Here is a 16,445-nt window from a genome sequence, read left to right as displayed (position 1 = left end):
GATTATTCATAGACTTGATTGTGGATTTACAGGTCAGATGACTTATCAGCAATTGCAGAGGATGAGTTCACAGATAAAGCACTGAATCGTTGCTACACTAAACAAAAAAATAATAACGGAAAGGTAGCTAACATGCGCAAAGTAGTGCTGATTTTAGGCTTAATGTGTACGCTTTCTCAAGCTAACGCAAAAATCACATTGTGGAATGCCCATAATCCATCTCAATACCTCGATAATGCCATTGCTGAATTTGAAAAACAGTCCGGCGTAACCGTTGAAAAAAACAACTTCTTGTCAGAACGATTACGCGAAGAGGTGCTTAACCAAGCCCGCACTAATACCTTGCCAGACATTCTTTATGTGCCTAGCGATTTTGTTGGCATGCATGATTTGATTTCTTTAGCGCCGGTACCTAAAGACTGGATTATTCCGCAAACAGAACCGCGGGTGCTTAAAGCGGGTTTTACCGACAACGAACAATATGGTGTGCCGCTATTTCAAGGCAATCACTTGGTGCTTTACTACAACAAAGACCTAGTTAAACAACCCGTAAACTCTTGGGCCGAGTTATTAGAACAGCAATCAGCGCTTAGCCAAGGTGAGCAACAAGCTATTGTTTGGAACTACTCCGAGATGTATTGGTTCATTCCATTCTTAACCGCATTTCAAGGTTGGCCACTTAACGATGGAAAAATAACCCTAGATACCAAAGAAATGCAGCAAGCCTTAACGTTCTATAAACAGCTTAAAGATATCGGCTTGGTTGACCCCAAATGTAATCACGATTGCAGTGTAGAACGATTTAAGAACGGTCAGTCCGCTTATATGATTAACGGCGATTGGATTTATAAGGAATTGAAACAAGGTATGGATGAGCGGCTAGGCGTTAGCACCTTACCAGATATTGAGGGAAACCCAATGCTGCCGATGTTTTCTGGTTATGTGTTAGCTTTTCCTCGTCTCTCAACGTCAGATGACAATTACCAACAAATTAAGCAATTTAGTGCATTTATGCAGCAGCAAGAAGCACAAAGCATCATTTATCATCAAGGTGGTTTAATCCCTGCTAATGTTGAATTGGTTTCGAAAATAATCAGTGACAACAACCCCAACGAACAAAACATGTTGAAGCAAATGGAAGATACTAGAGCGATGCCCGGGGATGCCGAAATGACCGTGGTGTGGTTAGCTCTAGAGCGTGGCTTTAACCGATATATGGATCATAACTATTCAGTCGAACAAGCTACCCAGCTAATGCAAACCATTGCTGACAAAGAAACTCGCAAACGCGGACGCAAAAAATGACAATAAGACTTCGGTCTATCACATTTTTGTTATTGATCTTCGTAGCCATTATCCCGGTTTCGGTGCTCTCTTTTACCTTGTATAAACAGATGTACAATTTTGTTTATCAATCGGTTAATAGCCGTTTGGCGGCTTCTGCAAGCCAGATAACAGCGGAGCTTCAACATAGTAATGAGATTCTCACCAATGGCTTACGTTTACTTTCTGAGCAAGAGAGTGTAGTAAACGGTATTGATGACCTACTTTATTCGATCCACCTTCCCGATATACTGGGTAACTTTGTGCTCGATGCGCCGCTCATTGAGTCTTTGTACCTGGTAGAAGCCGATGGTTTTGTAGTGGAATCTTATGGCGGTAACATATTGGCACTTGAGCAATCCAATATTCTGCAGCAACGTTTTACCAGTCCCTTCGAAATAAAAGATCTTGAATCAAAAAGTAAGGTCTACTTGGTTGATAACTACTCCTTGGTTGGCAAAAGCGGTCAACATCATAGTTTGGTGCATGTGGTGCCTATTTACTCCGATCGTGCCATCGACCGTATCGTTGTAAAAGGCTACCTAATTGCGGTAGTGCCTATATATAAACTAGCGGAAGTTGCTGCCAATCGGCTCGATGACCAAGAAAGCCTGGCAGTGTTCTATCGCGAAGAACAGTTGCTTGGGAACCTTATCGGTGACGATGCTTATGATGTTACTCATGCCAGCCGCTTGATTATATCGGGGCGAAACTATCAAAACTCTGTTTGGATTCAAATTAAAGTCGGTCAGCGCTTAGAGAGCCTGGCTAATCAAGTTAAAGAAGCAATGGCGCCTGGCATGGCCAGTAGCATTATTGTTATTGGTCTTATTATTGTGGTGGTGATGCTGTTTGCTCATTTAGTGGCAAAAGCATTTGGGCGTTTGTACGGCCTAATTCGAGACTTTGAAAAAGGCCGAAATGCCGAAGCACTGAACAACGGAAAGCTAGTGATTCGAGAGTTTGCCGATGTAGCAAACTTGCTCACCGAAATGAAAGGTACCATTGGAGAGCAGTTAAGAACGGTGAATGAGAAAAATGTTGAGTTAGCACGTATCGACAAACTACGGGCAGGCTACCTAGAAGAAGTTCAAAACTTGAATAGCCAACTTGAGTACAAAGTAGAAGAGCGCACCCGAGACTTAGAACTGTCGATGGATAACCTGGCGCAAAGTAACTTCTTTTTTCAACAGCTTGTGCAATTTAGGCGAGTATTGGAGGCCAGTGAGGGTAACCGACAGATTGCTAATGATGCACTTCGTATATTGTCTATGTGTTTTCCAAATACAGGTTTGGTTATTCACCTACCACAATCGCGTGGTCACCGTATGGTGAACGACAGCTTGTCTGTCGAAGTAGAAAGCTTTGAACAGCTTTCTAATCGTGTGTCAGAGAAATCTCGACAGCGTTGGGACCGATTTAGTATCGAGTTTAAACAACAGTTGGTGAATGTTTTTGGTATTCGCTGCGGTGGCGGAAAAATGGGGTGGCTGCTTATTAATGAACCTAAGTTAAGTGAAGAAAACAGTAACCGAATTCTACTGTTTATCACCGAACTCAGTGCATTTTTAGAAAACCGAACGCTAAACGAAGAGTTGGACCATGTTGCCAGAACCGATTCTTTAACCGGTATTAAAAACCGCCAAGCCTTTGATGAATTGCAATTCTCATTAGAAACGCAACTAGATGCCGAAGTTGGCTTATTTATTATTGACGTAAACGGCCTAAAGCAAATGAACGATGAGAAAGGCCATGAGAAAGGTGACCAGCTGATTATTTCTGTGGCGAGGGTGCTATCTGATTGTTGCGAAGGCTTAACGGGAGACTTCTACCGTATTGGTGGTGATGAATTCGCAGCAGTATTATCTGGTGAGCAATTAGTTTCAGCTAGCGAGCTAAAAGAGCGTTTAGCGGCAAGGCAAAATAATCAAGTGGGTATTGACCTAAACAGCTTTGGCGGAGAGCCTTTGGTGAGCTTCTCTGTAGGCTACGCGTCAACCACCGACGTTGACTTTAGTGGCTTGTACAAGCTAGCAGATCAGAACATGTATAGTAACAAACAGCGTTATTATGCAGAGCTTCGTCAAACTGAACTTTAGTCGAGCTTCCCTTGTAGTTCTGGCCTCATCAGTGTAAATTCACGTCTCTTGTAAAAGCACTAAAAACTAGACCAAGGAACAGCAAATTATGCGCATTATTCTTTTAGGCGCTCCAGGTGCGGGTAAAGGTACCCAAGCACAATTTATTATGGAGCGTTACGGCATCCCTCAAATCTCTACTGGCGATATGCTTCGCGCCGCTGTAAAAGCTGGCACAGCTTTAGGCATCAAAGCAAAAGAAGTAATGGATGCAGGGCAATTAGTTTCCGATGAGTTGATTATTGGCCTAGTAAAAGAACGTATTCTTGAAGACGATTGCGAAAAAGGCTTTTTGTTAGATGGTTTCCCTCGCACCATCCCTCAAGCTGATGCAATGAAAGAAGCCGGCATTAATATTGATGCGGTATTAGAATTTGACGTAGCCGACGAAGAAATCGTTAAACGCATGAGTGGACGTCGAGTTCACCCAGGCAGCGGCCGTGTTTACCACATTGTTTACAACCCACCTAAGGTTGAAGGTAAAGACGACGTAAGTGGCGAAGACTTAGTTATTCGCCCAGACGATGAAGAAAGCATCGTACGTGACCGACTAGCTATTTACCACGAGCAAACTAAACCATTAGTAAGCTACTACGGTAAAGAAGCTGAGCTAGGCAACAGCAAATACTTCAAATTAGACGGTACTCAGTCTGTTGAAGCAATTAGCAATCAATTAGTTGAATTACTTGATTAATTGCTAATTACGATTTGCAAAAAAAAGCGGCAATTGCCGCTTTTTTTTATGCCTAAAAATGCCGTACACTGTGTTGTCCACTTTTAGGGAATAGTTCAATGTCACAACATGACAACGAGTTAAAATGTGCCGTAGTATTGGTGAACCTAGGAACACCAGATGAAGCGACACCTAACGCCGTAGCGAAGTTTCTGGGGCGTTTTTTATCAGATAAGCGAGTGGTAAATTTGCCTAAGTTATTATGGTTACCACTGTTATATTGCGTTATTTTGCCCTTGCGCTCACGACGTGTTGCCAAGCTTTACCAACAAATTTGGCTAAAGAATGGCTCGCCCCTTAAAGTTATTAGCGAACAAATTCGCAATAAAGTGTCAGCTAAACTTAGCGATAAGTACGAAGTACATTTAGCCATGACTTATAGCTCACCCGATATTAAAGAGGTGGTTAATCAGGTGCTAGATGCGGGGCATCAAAAAGTACTGTTATTGCCGATGTATCCTCAGTATTCGGTATCAACTACTGCTCCGGTTTTTGATGCTTATGCCAAAGCACTTAAAAATACTTACAACTTGCCTGAATTACGCATGGTTAAAGATTACTATGCCGAGCCAGCTTATATTCAAGCTTTAGCAAATTCGATTAAACAGCACTGGGAGTTAACCGCCCGCGGTGAAGTGTTATTGTTTTCTTTTCATGGTATTCCAGAGCGTTACGCGCGAAATGGCGACCCTTACCCGCAGCAGTGTGAAGATACTGCAGCCAAAGTGGCCGCAGTATTAGGGCTTAAGCAAAACCAGTGGCGCTTATGTTATCAGTCGCGCTTTGGTAAAGATCCATGGGTTAAACCCTATACCGACCAGTTACTACACCAACTTGCAGAGCGGGGCGTTAAATCGGTAGATGTAATTTCTCCGGCTTTTTCAGCAGATTGCTTAGAGACAATTGAAGAAGTGTCTTGTGAGTTACGTGATGAGTTTTTAGAAGCGGGCGGGGAGCAGTATCATTACATTTCAGCGTTAAATGACAATCCCGAACAAGTTGAGTTGTATTGCCAGTTAATTGAGAAACATACCCAAGGCTGGTAGTCACTCGTATAAGCGTTTAAAAAGCCCCGATAGATTAAGGCTTAATCTATCGGGGCTTTTTTTGTTAACGGCCTTTACCTAAGGCGTCTTCAAACTCGTAAGGCGACAAAATTAAGCCTTCTTCTTGTTCGTTAGGAAAAACCGCAACATACAGTTCGTCACCGGTTAGGCCTTCGGTCCAGCGGCTACGCCATTTGTTTAGCGAGATTGCTTCGGCTTTACAGTGCTGCCAATCTCCGGTGGCCCAAGCGTCGGCAAATTCTTTACTTGGCCACACGGGTACGCAGTCTTCATCTTCAGAGTTAAGCATTACGCAGCCATCGTCGTCGATTAAGATCCACAATTGATTTTGAGCTTTGCTTTCTTTAATTAAGTATTGCATGCGTGAATGGCTATCGGCTTTAGCAATGTTATTAGCATCAGACATGGTTCGTCCTCGTTACGATGATAGGTGGTTAGAATAATCCAAATAAACTAAGCCGTCATATAAAAGCGCTAAGCTAACTCTTGAGTGCTTAGTTTTACGGCGTATTAACGGAAAGTGGCTAAGCTTATGTGATCTTTGTCTTAATGTGTGCGTTGTTTGAGCAAGTTGTGGCATAATGCGCGACCAAACAATTTAGCCATCAGATTACCCAGCAAAATACTGGTGTAACGTAACCAAGCGGAATATTTACATTGCTTACTTCTTCTAATATCACCATGCAATTTGGCGCAAAGCCATTGTTCGAAAATGTCTCAGTTAAATTTGGCGAAGGTAACCGTTATGGTCTTATCGGCGCTAATGGCTGTGGTAAATCTACCTTTATGAAAATATTGGGTGGCGATTTAGAGCCAAGTGCCGGCAATGTATCTAAAGATCCAAACGAGCGCATTGGTAAGCTAAAGCAGGACCAGTTTGCTTACGAAGATAAAGCGGTTATCGATACCGTTATTATGGGTTACGAAGAACTGTGGGCGGTTAAATCTGAGCGCGACGCGATTTATGCCAACCCAGAAATGAGTGAAGAAGACGGCATTCGCGCCGCTGAGCTAGAAGCCGAGTTTGCAGAAATGGATGGTTATACCGCCGAAGCTCGCGCTGGTGAGTTATTGCTAGGTGTTGGCATTCCTATCGAGCAGCATTACGGCCCAATGAGCGAAGTAGCTCCTGGCTGGAAACTGCGTGTATTGCTAGCCCAAGTATTGTTTGGTGACCCTGATATTATGCTTTTAGATGAGCCTACCAACAACTTGGATATTAATACCATTCGTTGGTTAGAAGGGGTGCTAAACGAGCGTAACTGCACCATGATCATCATCTCGCACGACCGCCACTTCTTAAACAGTGTATGTACCCACATGGCCGATTTGGATTACGGTGAGCTGCGTACTTTCCCTGGTTCTTACGACGAGTATATGACCGCAGCTACCCAAGCACGCGAGCAAATGTTGTCGGACAACGCCAAGAAAAAAGCCCAAATTGCCGAGCTTAAAACCTTTGTTAGCCGTTTCTCTGCTAATGCTTCTAAATCTAAGCAAGCGACTTCTCGTGCTAAGCAAATTGATAAAATTCAATTGGCCGAAGTTAAACCTTCGAGCCGCCAAAACCCTTACATTCGTTTTGAAGAAGAGAAAAAGCTGCACCGCTTAGCTTTACAAATTGAAGGTTTGGAAAAGAGCTACGAAGAAACTCTATTCAAAGATTTAGACTTAATGGTTGAAGTAGGGGAGCGCATTGCGGTAATTGGCCCTAACGGTATTGGTAAAACCACCTTCCTTAAATGTTTAGTGGGCGATACTGATTTTGGTGGCAGCATTAAATGGTCAGAGAACGCCCAGCTTGGTTACTACGCACAGGATCATGCAGCCGATTTTGAAGAAGATAAAAACCTGATTGACTGGATGTGGCAATGGGGTAAAGAGGGCGACGACGAGCAAGTGATTCGTGGCACCTTAGGCCGTTTATTGTTCTCACAGCAAGACATTAACAAATCCGTTAAGGTAATCTCTGGTGGTGAACAAGGCCGTATGCTGTTTGGCAAAATGATTTTGCAAAAGCCAAACATTATGGTGATGGACGAGCCAACCAACCACCTGGATATGGAATCTATTGAGTCACTCAACTTAGCCTTAGAAAACTACCCAGGCACCTTGGTGTTTGTAAGCCATGACCGCGAGTTTGTATCAAGCCTTGCTACGCGTATCATCGAAATGACGCCACAAGGTATTGTAGACTTCCACGGCACTTACGAAGAGTACTTAAAAAGCCAAGGTTTAAACGCCTAGCAGACTAAATAGAAGTTAGTAAAAAGCAGCCATTGGCTGCTTTTTTTGTTTTAGAGTTAACGCTTGCGTAACCGGTGGCGTGTCGTGTGCGCTATCCTAGGGAGCGAAGCGACCGATTTGACGCACTTGTTAGGTATATTTCTTCAACATGTCTTTATGTTTCTTTATCAGTTTAATGCGTTCACGATTGGGCTCCCCCATTTGTAGCTTCGCTATTTCTTTTTCTAATGCGTGCTTCGTTTTGACCTTTTCGACTCTCGAATCGTCAGCCAGTTGTCGACGAAACGCGAAAATCTCAGCGTGTAAACGGTCCCAAAGCTTAGCTTTGCTTTTAGGAGGAACTTTGATAGTCGGGCCCAAGAAATACATTGGGTCGCCACAATGCTGGCATTTAGTCACAGAACTTATCTTCCCGATAGATTCCGGTCTGTCGTGAGTAACCCTGCGCCAAGTTGGTCTGCGCGTAACTACTCTGCACTTGAAGCAAACCAAGTTTCCAAAACATGCCATTGTTGATACCTAACGTTTTTGCACAGCGTCGAGCGCCGTAGGCGTGAGTCCTGAGCTGCGTTAGCAGCGGATGCTGGTGCTGTTTGTTATGTGTTTTCATTAGTTTTCTTGAAAGTATCGTACTCTTCGATAATCCAGCTTGGCGGGTTAAAACAGCGATAGTAATAAACATTGTTTTCGTATCGCTCAAGCTCTTTACTTTGCGTCGTATAAACTAAATAAGCCACCTTGGCTGACGCAAGAACGAACCGCTCTATATCGGGCGAAAACTCTGAGGCCTTGCTATAACTCAAGGATATTGCCTCACTTCTAATTTTCTTAGCGAGATCCATACCTTCTTGGCGTAATGCTTCCTTTCCTTCGGCATCAGCGGAAAGAAAGCTACTAATATATTTCTTGACTTGATCTTCCATACTCACTTACACATAACGCCTTGCTAAGAGGCGCGAAACGCTTAGTATAATTAGCGAAGGATGAGCGCAAGCCAAGCTTTTGCATCCTTTCTTGAGCAACTTGTTATGTTTCTTGTTCATTCAACCTAAAATAGACGCTAAAAGATGTTAAAAATATACCGCACCAGAAAAATAGAGCGCTGAATTTAAATATAGCCTTATCACGATACTCGTTTTTTAAATAAATGGTTGGATCACCAACTATAACTTCGCCTTTACGACCATCGACAGACACGATCGATAAGTCAAAACGACTTACCATTTTAGTTACTCCCTCTACTACGACAGACGCGGTATCTTTAGTTGAATACATAAAACGAGCTATTTCAATTTTATCTGGTTCACTTAAAGACTTACGAACCAAAGGTAGCAATTGGTTAAAGCCCTGTTCACCTTTTTCAATATAGACTTGATGTTTTACAGAGGTTCGAAAAGCAGATAGACCAGTGTAATAAGATGAAGCTAAAAACCTGTCAATTTTAGGCATGTTTTCAGATTTATCCGCAAACCATCCGAAAACACTTAAAATAATGCCAACCCAAATTAGATTTCTTTGCATAGATACTCCAGAGAAACATAGACATAATGATCCCCGGTGAAAGTGCCGACCTCCTGCGTTTATCGTGGGTTAGTCAAACTAGAGCCACACTGTTAGATGCAAAGTCTTAACAGAACAGGAGATCGACATGTCTAAATCTAGCACGTTTTTTATTGGACTAGATGTTCACAAAGAAACCACAGATGTCGCTTATTGTGTTGATAACTCGAGAGATGAGCCTGTGTTCCATGGCACCATCCCCACCAATATTCGTTCTATCAACAAACTTATCAAAAAATACAAAGGCTTGGCTACTCATATCTGTTTAGTTTATGAAGCCGGGCCGTGTGGATTTTGGCTGTATCGCCATTTAATTAAACACGGTATTGAATGCTGGGTAGTGGCTCCCGCCCTTATCCCTAAAGCGCCCGGTGATAAGGTTAAAACCGACAGACGTGATGCTATGGCTTTAGCGAGAATGGCGCGAGCTGGAGTGATTTACTCTATCCATGTACCCAATGCTGATGACGAAGCGGTCAGAGATTTAATCCGTTGTCGTGAAGACGCCATGCTCGATTGTCGCCAAGCGCGGCAGCGTTTAAAGCTGTTCTTGTTACGCAATGGTCACCCGTGTTCGGGGCGGCAAACCTGGAATGAGGCCTACAAGCGATACTTGGCTGATATTCATTTCTTAGAGCCTGCTAAAAAGCTCAGCTTTCAGCATTACATCAACATTGTTACCGAGCGTTATGATCGGCTGCAACACCTTGAGCAAGAGCTACAAGTGATTGCTCAAGACTGGTCTTGGTATCCGCTAGTTCAATACCTCACCGTGTTAAGAGGTATTCGCTTCTTATCGGCTGAACTCGGTGACATGCGCCGTTTTGCTAACCCGCGTTCGCTTATGAACTTTGTGGGTTTAACGCCCTCAGAATACTCCAGTGGCAACCGGCAAAAACAAGGCGGTATTACTAAGTGTGGCAATACTCACGCAAGGCGAATACTCATCGAAGCGGCTTGGGCTTACCGCTTTGCGCCCAAAGTATCGAGAGAGTTGCTGATACGCCAGCAAGACCAATCACTGCATTTACAGCAGCGTTCATGGGAGGCTCAGCTTCGATTATGTCGACGCTTCGCCCAACTCAAACACCGTGGCAAAGAACACAACAAAGTGGTTACGGCTGTTGCCAGAGAGCTACTAGGTTACATCTGGGATATTGCCCAACGCTTTGACCCAAAGAGCCAACATATAGGATAGAAATAGAAACAAGCTAACAGGTTAAAATAACTTGATTGAGTAAGACCGGCGGCAGCGGTGAGAGCAATCCTCGAGGGCGTTAAGCGATGTAAACTCGCGCACCTAGACTGAGGCAAGGCTCCAAAGGCGCAAACAAGTAATGCGATAACCAACTCGCGAATATCAGCAAGGTCAACCGCCGACACTTACTTGCCAAAGGTCTCTCATTCAGGTTTTCTATGCCGGTGTTAATAGGTAGGAATAGACTCGTGCGTGTTGACAGTGGGGATCATATCAACGCCCCAATAAGGGGCTAAAAATTGTTTACTAAAATGTGAAGCGAAGCGAAACTAAGCAAACTGTTTTTAGTCCCGCTTAATTGCCTTGTTATATGACGCTTTAATCAATGCTTTTATTAATGTATTAGCGCCAAAAGCTAAGCCTACAATTAACAAAAAACTTAAAGCACCTGAAATAAAACCGTAAGGCAACCACGCTAACCAATTTATTTGGTTGTTACAATGAAACTCGCATTGAGGGTTGTGTTGCCAAGTAATATACAAAATACCAGAACAGACTAACAATGAGATTAATGTGCTAATTAAGAAAATTGCTTTAGATGATTTAACCATAACTTTTTAGCCTTATAACGCCCTGTTAAGGGGCTTATAGTAGTTGGCTAAAATGTGTAGCGGAGCGAAACCTAGCCAACTATTAGAAGTCCCACTTGAACAGCTTGTTATGTTTAATTGTAAAGGACTTAGGGCAGGACCCTGGAAATAGCCAATAAGATTAACTTCCATTGTGGGTCGATATTTGCGTAAATGCCGATAGCAAATGCTATCCATCCTAGTGTTATCAGGGCGGTTTCCAACGTGCAGAAACCTCGAAATTGCTTAGCTCTATTTTTCACTGTTTTTTGAATTTTACTTCTCATAGTCTTCACCTCTCTTCTTCGCGCTTGGCTTGGTTGATTGGCTACTACTCAGTGATCCTGCTCCGCCGTTTTGTCGTCGAGCCCTAAATCCTCTACTTAGTCTTAAACATAGTAATTACTGAAGCTTAACTCCCCTATAAGTTCCTTTAAGCATTAATCGAGCTGTTTTATCACAAGTCCAATCAGCGCGTTTAATTACATCTTTTTTGGCGACTGCAACAACCTTTTTATTCATTATGATATTTCCTATTATCGCCTGATCTTTACGCACCAATATCCACATAGAAACTCCCTTTAAACATAACGCTTCAATAACCGGCGCAGCTATACTGCGTCCGGCGCCGAAGGCGTGTGGTTGATTGACTTGTTAGGTTTCATTACTCAGATTAAGCCGGATTAAATTAGGCTCTTTACAATCCACGACTATATCTTGTGTTTTCTCTTTGGCTGACGCCCCATAGCTTACACCCACGTTAATCATTACTTTTTGATCAAATAAAACTTTACCTTCTTGGGTAACGCATTCAGCAATAGCACCAATGAGAATTTCGTTTTTCGAACCATTAGAAATAACAACACTAAGATGAACCTCTCCATCCAGTTCAACGGCTTTAGTATAAGCATATACTCGACTTGAGATTTTTGAGGCTTCTGGACCGGTAAATTTTGCAGGATTAGGACTTGTTGAACAAAAGCTTGTTAGTGCACAAAAAGAATTTTTTAACTCATCGACTCCCTTCACAAGTAAAGTGAACGCACTAACAATAGCAACGATGCCAAGTACCCAATACTCGACTTTTTTAAATGGAGATTTTGTTTTTTGATCGGTTGGGTCCACAACGACTCCTTTCTCGGAAACATAACATTTGTATATTGCGCATGCGCGTTTACCTTGTTAGACCAGTAAAAACGCGCATAGCTAATTACTTGAATTTAGTTAAGAAAAAAGAGAAAGGCTCAATACGCTTTCTGGCAAAACGCGCATGCACAGTTAATAAAGCTATTATCTAATTCAACACTAAGCTAAGTGTTTGATACTACGCTTGTGTTTTTTTTAGCTCAAGGCAAAACGCGCACATTCTATCTAATTTATTCGTTCTAAAACGCTAAAAATTAATAACGCTGTATGCATAGCCAGTAAATAGCCGGCGTTACGTTGCTGGTGATTTTGCCTGTCGTTGGCCAGATAGAGGGATTTAGTTATGTGAGGCAAACAAAAAAGCCACAACATCCGTTGTGGCTTTGGGTATTAATTAAGCCTTAAGCGGGAGGCTTCAGGCAGCTGTTATTACAGCTGATCTACTAGCTTAACTGCATCACCAATGTAGTTGGCTGGGGTCATTTTCTTCAGCTCGTCTTTGGCTGATTCTGGCATGTCTAAGCCATCGATAAATTCACGCATGGCTTGTGCGTCTACACGCTTACCACGAGTAAGTTCTTTTAACTTCTCGTAAGGCTTTTCGATGCCGTAGCGGCGCATAACGGTTTGCACAGGCTCGGCCAATACTTCCCAGTTGCTATCTAAATCGCTAAGTAAGTTTTCTTCGTTTACTTGTAGCTTGCTCACACCTTTAAGGGTTGCTTGATAGGCAATTAACGAGTAACCCATGGCTACACCAAGGTTACGCAATACCGTTGAGTCGGTAAGGTCACGCTGCCAGCGAGAAACCGGTAATTTAGCCGCTAGGTGGCCAAACAAGGCGTTAGCGATACCCAAGTTACCTTCTGAGTTTTCGAAGTCGATTGGATTAACTTTGTGCGGCATAGTTGATGAGCCAATTTCACCGGCAATGGTTTTTTGCTTAAAGTGACCTAGGCAAATGTAACCCCAAATGTCGCGGTCAAAGTCTAGCAAAATGGTGTTGAAGCGAGCGATGGCATCGTATAGCTCGGCGATGTAATCGTGCGGCTCAATCTGCGTAGTGTATGGGTTCCACTGTACACCTAGGCTGGTAACAAATTCTTCTGAGAATTGGTGCCAGTCTACTTCTGGGTAAGCAGAGATGTGGGCGTTGTAGTTACCTACGGCTCCGTTAATTTTACCCAGTACTTCAACTGCTTCAATTTGCTTAAGCTGGCGACGTAAACGAGCAACTACGTTAGCCATTTCTTTGCCCATGGTGCTTGGCGAAGCCGGTTGGCCGTGGGTGCGTGAAAGTAGCGGGGTTGCACGTAGCTCTTTTGCTAGCTCGGTGATTGAATCAATAAGCTTTTGTAGGTAAGGCACTAATACTTCGTTACGCGCTTCGTTAAGCATTAACGCGTGTGAAAGGTTGTTAATGTCTTCAGAAGTACAAGCAAAGTGGATGAACTCTGATACTGCATCAAGCTCAGCATTTGCCGCTACTTTTTCTTTTAAGAAGTATTCAACCGCTTTTACGTCGTGGTTAGTGGTACGTTCAATTTCTTTAACGCGTGCAGCGTCTGCTTCGCTAAAGTTGTCGTTAATGCTATCTAGAAATGCGATAGCTTCAGGAGAGAAGCTTGGTACTTCAGCAATGTTTTGCTGTTGAGCAAGTTTTTGTAACCAACGAATTTCTACTCGTACGCGGTATTTAATTAAGCCAAACTCGCTAAAAATACTACGTAGTTCAGAAGTTTTATCCCCGTAGCGTCCGTCTATCGGGGAAATGGCTGTCAAGGCCGACAGTTCCATGGTGATCTCCTAAATTAACTAATCAATGGTGTGTAAAAGTTGTGTTGTTTGCTGCAAGTAGTTTTTACGTGAAAACAGTAGCTGGCGTCGTTGGCCGCCTAACTGGCGCCACAATACGCTGGCGCGAATACCGGCTAACAGGAGCGCGCGAACTTTGTGTTGTACTACTGGTTGCTGTAAGTAACTCACGTTTCCGGCTACTTGAATACGCGGACCAAGCGGGCTAATAATGTCGCTGTAAATGTCGGCAATTCCGCCCAGTACTTGTTGGTCGAGTAAATCAAAATGCTGTAGTTGTCTATCTAGTTGGCCAATACGTTCGCCCATCATGTTCATTAAGTCTGGGCGTTTATTTAAACGGCGCTCTAGGGCTAACAAGCTAACTAGGTAACGCGTGATTTCGGCGTTACGTTTTTCTTGTTGGTTGCTCAGTTGGCCGCTCATTACACCTAGGCCTAGCTTAAGTTGCTCTAGGGAACCAAATACCTCAACCGTTTCGTTGGGGTTGGTAATTAGAATACTACCTAAGCTGGTTTTTAAACCTGCTTCGTCGCAGTTGCTGGTTCTGGCTACGTCTTGCACCAGTTTAGCGGCTTGGCAGATCCCAGCAAAAGCGATAACGCGGTCGTTGATTGCATTGCTCATAGGCTATAGGCCAATCTTTTGTTCAATGATACCGCCGCCTAAACATACTTCGTTTAGATAAAATACTGCTGATTGTCCTGGAGTAACCGCTATTTGCGGCTCATCGAATACCACTTCAATCTCGTCGTTTTCACGCGGGATAATGGTGCAGGCAACGTCTTGCTGGCGGTAACGAATTTTAACGCTACAACGTAGTTTTTCGGTGATGGTTTTGCGGTCTACCCAATGTAATTGGCCCGCAATAAGTGCGCGTGACTTTAGGCGAGGGTGATCGTGCCCTTGGCCAACAATCAGCACGTTGCGCTCAATGTCTTTATCTACGGTGTACCAAGGCGTTTCGTCACCGTCTTTGGTGCCGCCAATGCCTAAACCTTTACGTTGGCCCAGAGTGTGGTACATCAAACCTTGGTGCTTACCAATTACTTTGCCTTCACAGGTTTCAATATCACCCGGTTGAGCTGGTAGGTATTGGGCTAGGAAGTCAGTAAACTTACGCTCGCCAATAAAGCAAATCCCGGTGGAGTCTTTTTTGTTGGCGGTGATAAGGCCTTGTTCTTCGGCAATGCGGCGCACTTCTGGCTTTTCTATTTCACCTACTGGGAAGAGTGTTTGCGCGATATGCTTTTCTTCTAGCGTATACAAGAAGTAGCTTTGATCTTTATTGCTGTCTAGGCCGCGCAGCATTTGCCAGTGTCCGTCTTGAAAACGGCGCTGCACATAGTGGCCAGTGGCGATGTAGTCGGCAGACAATTCTTCTGCGGCAAATTCCAAAAATGCCTTAAACTTAATTTCCTTGTTACACATAATGTCTGGATTAGGCGTGCGACCCGCTTTGTACTCTTCTAAGAAGTGTTCAAATACGTTATCCCAGTATTCTGCTGAGAAGTTAATGGTATGTAGCTTTATACCTAATTTGTCACACACAGCTTGAGCGTCGGCTAAATCTTCTGCCGCTGCACAGTATTCGCTGTTGTCGTCTTCTTCCCAGTTCTTCATAAAAAGACCTTCAACCTGATAGCCTTGCTGAATAAGCAAGTAGGCTGAAACGGAAGAGTCAACGCCGCCGGACATACCGACAATCACTTTTTTAGTGTTGTTTGAGTTCATGCTAACTTGTTGGGAAAAATTTGCGGCGAATTCTACCAGAAAAACTGTGACGAAAACAGCATTTCAGCATGTCGTTCTAGGAGAGGTCTTCGCCTACTAATTGTTGGTAACTGCCGTTGTCTATTCCATCTAAGGTATAGCGACCAATTTGATAGCGAACCAAGCGTAGGGTGGGGAAGCCAATAGCTGCTGTCATGCGGCGAACCTGCCTATTTCGGCCTTCTTTAATGCTAATGCTTAACCAAGTTGTTGGAATGGATTTACGCTCTCGAACTGGTGGATTGCGTGGCCATAAATTTGGTTCATCCATAAGCGCTACTTTGGCCGGTAAACAGGGGCCGTCTTTTAGCTCTATGCCTTTACGCAAGGGCTCCAAATCAGCATCCTTTGGCGCGCCTTCAACTTGCACCCAGTAGGTTTTTGCGGTTTTAGCTTTAGGGTTGGCAAGCTTATGTTGCAGTTTTCCGTCGTTTGTTAACAGCAATAAGCCTTCACTATCTCTATCTAACCGGCCGGCAGCATATACATCGGGAATGTCGACAAAGTCTTTTAAGGTAGCTCTGCCTTGTCCATCGGTAAACTGGCTAAGTACGTCGAAGGGTTTGTTGAACAGAACTAAACGGCGCGGGCCATTGAACGGTTTAACTGATTTGGTCTCAGCCTTTCGTTTAAAACGACGCGACTGTTGGGGTTTTGCAAACTTATTCATGGCGGCAATTGTAACATCTAATGGATGTACCACTAGTAAAACAATGTTAAAGCGTTTGTAAATGGTTTATTATTTTGGCCGAATTATTGGACGGTGAGTAGATAAGTAAACAAACTTTGTAGTTTTTTATTGTTTGCTAACCACCT

The 16,445-nt window shown here is 43.5% G+C and carries 15 protein-coding genes; 6 read left to right on the top strand and 9 right to left on the bottom strand.

The window, feature by feature from the left end:
- Positions 1-132 precede the first annotated feature (132 nt).
- The 4 genes from ACYFDN_RS05065 (at position 133) to hemH (ending at position 5,240) form a co-directional block, all read left to right on the top strand.
- On the top strand, positions 133-1,305 hold the full coding sequence (locus ACYFDN_RS05065) for a sugar ABC transporter substrate-binding protein (RefSeq protein ID WP_472590833.1): 1,173 nt from the start codon (positions 133-135) through the stop codon (positions 1,303-1,305).
- The gene (locus ACYFDN_RS05060; protein ID WP_483510179.1) at positions 1,302-3,422 is read left to right on the top strand and encodes a sensor domain-containing diguanylate cyclase; all 2,121 of its coding nucleotides are present in this window, start codon (positions 1,302-1,304) and stop codon (positions 3,420-3,422) included. Before ACYFDN_RS05065 ends, ACYFDN_RS05060 begins: the two co-directional genes overlap by 4 nt.
- Positions 3,423-3,510: 88 nt before the next feature.
- Complete coding sequence (gene adk, locus ACYFDN_RS05055) at positions 3,511-4,155, top strand: adenylate kinase (protein WP_016401043.1); 645 nt, start codon at positions 3,511-3,513, stop codon at positions 4,153-4,155.
- Between the two features lie 98 nt (positions 4,156-4,253).
- The gene (hemH, locus tag ACYFDN_RS05050) at positions 4,254-5,240 is read left to right on the top strand and encodes a ferrochelatase (RefSeq protein ID WP_483510178.1); all 987 of its coding nucleotides are present in this window, start codon (positions 4,254-4,256) and stop codon (positions 5,238-5,240) included.
- 64 nt (positions 5,241-5,304) lie between these two features.
- Here hemH and ACYFDN_RS05045 read toward each other — a convergent pair whose 3' ends face one another.
- Positions 5,305-5,667, bottom strand: coding sequence for a DUF2750 domain-containing protein (locus tag ACYFDN_RS05045; RefSeq protein ID WP_152782567.1), 363 nt, complete (start codon positions 5,665-5,667; stop codon positions 5,305-5,307).
- A 251-nt stretch (positions 5,668-5,918) separates the two neighbouring features.
- Between ACYFDN_RS05045 and ACYFDN_RS05040 the strand changes: the two genes are divergently transcribed.
- Complete coding sequence (locus ACYFDN_RS05040; protein WP_084681754.1) at positions 5,919-7,508, top strand: ABC-F family ATPase; 1,590 nt, start codon at positions 5,919-5,921, stop codon at positions 7,506-7,508.
- Positions 7,509-8,104: 596 nt separating this feature from the next.
- Here the strand turns inward: ACYFDN_RS05040 and ACYFDN_RS05035 are convergent.
- A complete protein-coding gene (locus ACYFDN_RS05035; protein WP_483510177.1) occupies positions 8,105-8,431 on the bottom strand; it encodes a hypothetical protein in 327 nt (108 codons plus the stop codon).
- Positions 8,432-8,534: 103 nt separating this feature from the next.
- The gene (locus ACYFDN_RS05030; RefSeq protein ID WP_483510176.1) at positions 8,535-9,029 is read right to left on the bottom strand and encodes a hypothetical protein; all 495 of its coding nucleotides are present in this window, start codon (positions 9,027-9,029) and stop codon (positions 8,535-8,537) included.
- 127 nt (positions 9,030-9,156) lie between these two features.
- Here ACYFDN_RS05030 and ACYFDN_RS05025 point away from each other — a divergent pair, with 127 nt between their 5' ends.
- Positions 9,157-10,266, top strand: a complete 1,110-nt coding sequence (locus ACYFDN_RS05025; RefSeq protein WP_483510175.1) for an IS110 family RNA-guided transposase — start codon at positions 9,157-9,159, stop codon at positions 10,264-10,266.
- A gap of 1,031 nt (positions 10,267-11,297) precedes the next feature.
- Here ACYFDN_RS05025 and ACYFDN_RS05020 read toward each other — a convergent pair.
- The 6 genes from ACYFDN_RS05020 to ACYFDN_RS04995 all read right to left on the bottom strand — a co-directional run bounded on the left by ACYFDN_RS05020 (position 11,298) and on the right by ACYFDN_RS04995 (position 16,299).
- Positions 11,298-11,465, bottom strand: coding sequence for a hypothetical protein (locus ACYFDN_RS05020; RefSeq protein ID WP_483510174.1), 168 nt, complete (start codon positions 11,463-11,465; stop codon positions 11,298-11,300).
- Positions 11,466-11,549: 84 nt separating this feature from the next.
- A complete protein-coding gene (locus tag ACYFDN_RS05015; protein ID WP_483510173.1) occupies positions 11,550-12,020 on the bottom strand; it encodes a hypothetical protein in 471 nt (156 codons plus the stop codon).
- A 450-nt stretch (positions 12,021-12,470) separates the two neighbouring features.
- Positions 12,471-13,838, bottom strand: coding sequence for an adenylosuccinate lyase (gene purB, locus ACYFDN_RS05010; protein ID WP_338621428.1), 1,368 nt, complete (start codon positions 13,836-13,838; stop codon positions 12,471-12,473).
- A gap of 18 nt (positions 13,839-13,856) precedes the next feature.
- Positions 13,857-14,483 carry a high frequency lysogenization protein HflD gene (gene hflD / locus ACYFDN_RS05005; protein WP_016401037.1) on the bottom strand — a complete coding sequence of 209 codons (627 nt, stop codon included), beginning with the start codon at positions 14,481-14,483 and terminating at the stop codon, positions 13,857-13,859.
- 3 nt (positions 14,484-14,486) lie between these two features.
- Positions 14,487-15,590: a tRNA 2-thiouridine(34) synthase MnmA gene (gene mnmA / locus ACYFDN_RS05000; protein ID WP_220718085.1), complete on the bottom strand. Its 1,104-nt coding sequence runs from the start codon at positions 15,588-15,590 to the stop codon at positions 14,487-14,489.
- A 76-nt stretch (positions 15,591-15,666) separates the two neighbouring features.
- Positions 15,667-16,299, bottom strand: a complete 633-nt coding sequence (locus ACYFDN_RS04995; protein WP_483510172.1) for a pseudouridine synthase — start codon at positions 16,297-16,299, stop codon at positions 15,667-15,669.
- Positions 16,300-16,445: the final 146 nt, after the last annotated feature.

The sequence above is a fragment of the Agarivorans sp. D1326 genome, assembly GCF_056958115.1.
The sequence above is the reverse complement of the archived record's forward strand: the minus strand, read 5'-3'. Positions and strand labels throughout refer to the sequence as shown.